We start from the raw sequence: 4,792 nt of genomic DNA, 5'->3' as shown, positions 1-4,792 counted from the left end.
ATAAATGGAATTAAAGCCATGAATAAACTACTTAATATTTAATTATTTCTGAGCAACTAAAATTAATAAAAGTGAGTATGAGTGATCATCTGATTTAGAGGGCAACTTGAACTATTGTTCAACGCCGATGGGGGGTGTGGTGCGATCGCACCACATCCTCATCTATTCTCAATAATGGTTCTCTTTTAGTGGAAGTATTCTTCAGCTTATTCGATAAGTCCATCTCTATATATAGCTTTCAGCTACCTTGTCACCCCGTGAGGTGCCAACTATATAATAAGTATTCAACCGGATTTGATATAATTGGGTCGCGCAACCCCGCCAGGAAATGGCGTTCTGGTTTTTGGAGGCTTGCTCAAATCCCCTACTTCCCCTCCTGGATCCCCTCCTGGGAGGGGCGGGGGTGGGTTGGGTTAGGGGTGGGTTAACTTCTGAATTCTGAATTCTGACTTCTGACTTCGTTAATCTCCACTAATATGAATTACTAAGTCTCGGGTATGACTACGTTGACGATGTTCCCAAACATAAATTCCTTGCCAAGTACCTAATACTAATCTGCCATTATTAATCGGAATTTGTTCTGAAGTATGGGTTAAAACACTGCGAATATGAGCAGGCATATCATCAGGACCTTCAGCACTATGAATATAATGATAACCTTCTGGTACTAATTTTGAGATAAAGTTTTCCAAATCAACTAATACATCTGGGTCGGCATTTTCTTGAATTATTAAGCTGGCGGAAGTATGGCGTAAAAATAGATTACATAAACCTGTTTTTATCCCTGATTTTGCTACACTTTCCTGTACTTTAGGAGTAATTTTTAACAGAGACTTGCCGGAGGTATTTATTTGAAGTAATTGTTGATAGTGAGTCATTTTATTTTTGGTCGGATATATCTTGATTAAGGCTAATAGATAACTTTACTATTGATTTTTGCGTAGTTTAACCCGTAGAGGTTTTAAAAATATTGGAATAGGTTGATCGTTACTCAGTGTTATATGATTAACCACCCTAAGTTCAATATTTGCTTCTTCAAAAGCTTCTTTGATCATTATGCCTAAGACTTTCTGAATAATTAAATGTTTTCCAGGTTTAACTTGTGTAACTACTTCGATTAATATTTGATTGTCAGAAAATTCTTCTACTCCTTCTATTATTGTTGGTTCAATTATGTCTTCTGAATAATTCTCTAGAAGTTTCTTTCCAACTTTTTCTATAATTTCATTGACTTGACTCATCTTAACTTGATAAGGAATTTTCAGCATGACCACTGCATTACTGTAGCTAGAGTGATTAACTATATCTTTAACATCACGATTATGGATAATATAATTTTTATCTTCATAATTAATGCGAGTTGTTCTTAATTCTATTCCCGTAACAAAACCACTTACACCATTTATCTCTACAAAATCTCCTACTAAGTAATAATTTTCAAACAAAATAAAGAAACCTGCAACTATATCTTCAACCAGACTTTGCGCTCCCATTCCAATTGTTAAACCTAAAATACCTACACCTGCTAGAATAGGAGTCGGGTCAATTTTAATAGTATAAAGAATTGCTATACCTGTACCAAAGTAAATCAGGTATTTTGTACAACTTTGAAATAAAGGTAAAAATGTCTCTCGTCTCTGTTTAGATAAATCATCTGTATCACTCTCACGCAGTAGTACTTCTTCTAGTAAAAGTTGACCAATTTCTTGCACAACACGACTCATAAATATAATCCCAATTATTTGCAAAGATAAAAGACCATAAGGAGCTAAACTAGCAATAAAATCAACTTTTTGAACTACTAAAGTAGCTGTAGTAATATAGATTGCATATTCAAGACATCGTTTGGCAAGAGGAATTAATTTACGTAGGCGGTTGTAGATCCGCACAATATTTCTTTGATCGGAATATTTTTTGCTAACAGCATCCAAAGTTTCAATAACTGTTGTATTAGCTTTAGTAAATAGTAATCCCATAATAATAATCATATAAATCTGCAAACTTATATATAAATATTTGACAATTACTTCTGGGAATACCATAATTTGAGCTGATATAGTAACATATAACAGCCAGATAATATTATTAAAGTTACTCTTGAAAAATTCAAATAATTTTTCAATACTGGCGTCATTGGCAGTGATTTGATCGACGTTTTTTGCCCACTCTGTTAACCAAGTTATAAATTTTTTTATATATGGAATACTCCATTTAGTTAAAATTAGTATGCCCAAGATTTTTAGGACTCTAATTCCTATAACTAGCAAGTAATTAAAGGAAATATTTTTAATCAAATAAGTTTGGTATTCGATTAATTTTTTTCCTTGATAAATAAGCCATCCATTAATTCCTGCCACTAATAGACATAGTAGTAAACAACTTACAGTTAAGAATATCTGAATATTTTGGTAGATAAATTCAATCTCTTTTTTCTTGTTTTTGACTGATGGTACTTGTATTAATTGTTTATATGCTCTGCCGAAAACAAATTTAATTGCTACAAATAAACATATTATAAATACGATTTCAACTCCAGTTCCAATGATACTGTTCATATCAATTTCAATGAAGTTATTAATATTAATCTTAGGGTTCATAATTGTTTTCCTTGAATAAAATAATTGGACAGTTGAAAATAATTATTGTAAATAATCTACAACAGCTTGAGCGATCGCTTCACTACCATTTTTATCTAATTTTTCAGATTTACGGGGTGGTTGTAGGGGTTTTCTGAGAAATTCCCAATCACCATCAAAAAATTCTGTTGGAGGTAATATTTGATGATAACTATAATCTTGAATTCCTTCTAATAATAATTTCGATTCGGCAAAACCTTCTCTAACTAATGACACAATAGGTGTTTCTAACCGTAAAGCTTCAGCAAAGGTACTATACCCTGGTTTAGAAATAATCCTGCCACAAATCGGCATCAAATCTACTGGGCGAATATTTGGTAAATTTTTATCTATTTTTTCAAATTCTTTTCTGACATTTATTAGATTAGGAAGTTCAGGGATATTACTATCAAATGTAATAAATTGCCAGTCAGGAAAACGAGAAAGATTTTGATAGGGAATCTTGTCTAAACCTAAACCGCCAAAAGTAAGTAAAATAGTTTTTTCTTGGTCTGTATGAATATTAAATTTTGCTTTAATTTCCTCTGGTTGATAACGTGGAGTTCCTCCAGTCAAACCAACATCAACAATATTAGGAAAAGCGCCCATAGGTTCGTGGAGTGGGAGGCGAAATAAACGGTCACATTTACTGAAACATTCTCCTATCCAATCAGCAATTTCTAGAAATTCACCACCCCAAGGACGATAAATAAAATCCCAACCAAAATTATTCAACATCCAACCAGGAATATCGGCAGTTTGAGCAATTTTAGCAGCAAGTGGCGGAATATCTGCTAATAATAAATCTACTCGATTTTGTTTAATAAAATTTACTTCTCCAGCAATAATTGACCGTTCTTTACTCCGAATTTCTTTCAATTTTTCTAGGGTAGTTTGTTTATCCATTGTGATACTGTCTGATTGAATAACTCCCACATCAAAAGCACGGGGACGATAAATAAAATCACCAGAAATATAAGATTCTAATAACCAACGGGGAGCAGTTGTCACCATAATTAATAAAACATCTGGACACATTTTTTGCACCAGATTAGCAACTGAGGATATGGGTACAGCATGACCAAATCCATGGTTAGTAATAGCAATATATAAGGTAGGTCGAGGCATGAGATTTTTTCAATTAAAGATTAATACTATAGCAATTCCCAAAAAGCGTGAGGTACAAAATTCGAGGTTTTAGGCAACAGGCAACAGGCAACAGGGAAGAAAGATAAAAGTACCTCACGCTTACTGAGAAACGCTATATCCTATAACAAATTTCTATAGCATTCATTAGTAATATGCTCATAAAAAGTAAAGTATTTTATTATAATTAGAGCGCTATTCAAGTAAAATATTACCAGTTATGTTTTTTTTTCTAAAAAAGCTAATTTTTTTGTAATATCAATTTTGAGTAAGGGGCTGTTTGTAAACAAAAAATTAAGTGGGGTTTGTGGTGGCACACTTACCATTTCTGGAATCATTGTCGGTTTTACACCTAACCCACCATGTGCTGTGGGATAGTGCTTTATGTAACACACTTCACACCCTACGCGATCTAATATTTATTTGATAAATATTCTCTAATAGGAGTAGAAAATCCAGAAAAAAACTTATTGATAGTTTCAAAAATCTCCAGTCTACATCTGGTCAGATTTATATTAAAAATTTCACAAATAAACCCAATTATCAAGCATCTATTCTTTTAGTAGAACATACTTTGATTAACCCTAATAATATTTTTTAATATATTTGAATTATCAAAATATTGAGTAATACTTCACAGTCATAAAGATAAAAATACTAATTTTAAAATGTTGTCTAATCATCCAGAAAAAATAATTTTTGACGCAGAAAATAAGCAAGATTTAGATAGTAAAACTACTACACAACTGATAGATTTATCTTATCTAGATATCCAAATTCCAGCAATCATTAAAAGAATTGAAATAGATACTTATGGTGAAATATTAGTCAAACGTCTTAAAGCTATGGGAGTTGTGCCAGAAAAACAAATAATGGTATTACGAAAAAGTTGCTTTTGCGGACCACTTCATATCAGAGTAGGTATCAGTACAGAATTAGCAATTAGGAGAGAAGAAGCAAAAACAATTTTTGTAAAACCGCTAATTTTATAAACGAAGGCAGAAGGCAGAGGGCAGAAGAAACAATTCCCT

5 protein-coding genes are annotated in these 4,792 nt (G+C 32.4%); 1 reads left to right on the top strand and 4 read right to left on the bottom strand.

All coding sequences use genetic code 11. From position 1 onward, the window contains the following. Positions 1–461: 461 nt before the first annotated feature. The 4 genes from F6K13_RS18830 to F6K13_RS18815 all read right to left on the bottom strand — a co-directional run bounded on the left by F6K13_RS18830 (position 462) and on the right by F6K13_RS18815 (position 4,156). Positions 462–878 (bottom strand): secondary thiamine-phosphate synthase enzyme YjbQ, encoded by a 417-nt coding sequence (locus F6K13_RS18830; protein WP_124144267.1) that lies wholly within the window; start codon positions 876–878, stop codon positions 462–464. 48 nt (positions 879–926) lie between these two features. Then, positions 927–2,597, bottom strand: a complete 1,671-nt coding sequence (locus tag F6K13_RS18825) for a mechanosensitive ion channel family protein (RefSeq protein ID WP_287287998.1) — start codon at positions 2,595–2,597, stop codon at positions 927–929. A 42-nt stretch (positions 2,598–2,639) separates the two neighbouring features. Further along, positions 2,640–3,743, bottom strand: coding sequence for a glycosyl transferase (locus F6K13_RS18820; RefSeq protein WP_124144265.1), 1,104 nt, complete (start codon positions 3,741–3,743; stop codon positions 2,640–2,642). 236 nt (positions 3,744–3,979) lie between these two features. Then, positions 3,980–4,156, bottom strand: a complete 177-nt coding sequence (locus F6K13_RS18815) for a hypothetical protein (protein WP_161564431.1) — start codon at positions 4,154–4,156, stop codon at positions 3,980–3,982. A 273-nt stretch (positions 4,157–4,429) separates the two neighbouring features. On the opposite strand from F6K13_RS18815, the gene F6K13_RS18810 reads away from it, so the two are divergent. After that, positions 4,430–4,753, top strand: coding sequence for a FeoA family protein (locus F6K13_RS18810; RefSeq protein ID WP_287278472.1), 324 nt, complete (start codon positions 4,430–4,432; stop codon positions 4,751–4,753). The last annotated feature ends 39 nt before the right edge of the window (positions 4,754–4,792 follow it).

Source organism: Okeania sp. SIO2B9 (genome assembly GCF_010672505.1).
Lineage (GTDB): Bacteria > Cyanobacteriota > Cyanobacteriia > Cyanobacteriales > Microcoleaceae > Okeania > Okeania hirsuta.
Note: the sequence above shows the minus strand (reverse complement) of the source record. Positions and strands in the feature narration are given on the sequence as shown.

What these genes read in the sequence shown, in the direction of transcription:
- F6K13_RS18830 (WP_124144267.1), bottom strand. Translation starts at nt 878, where the DNA reads ATGACTCACTATCAACAATTACTTCAAATAAATACCTCCGGCAAGTCT.
- F6K13_RS18825 (WP_287287998.1), bottom strand. Translation starts at nt 2,597, where the DNA reads ATGAACCCTAAGATTAATATTAATAACTTCATTGAAATTGATATGAAC.
- F6K13_RS18820 (WP_124144265.1), bottom strand. Translation starts at nt 3,743, where the DNA reads ATGCCTCGACCTACCTTATATATTGCTATTACTAACCATGGATTTGGT.
- F6K13_RS18810 (WP_287278472.1), top strand. Translation starts at nt 4,430, where the DNA reads ATGTTGTCTAATCATCCAGAAAAAATAATTTTTGACGCAGAAAATAAG.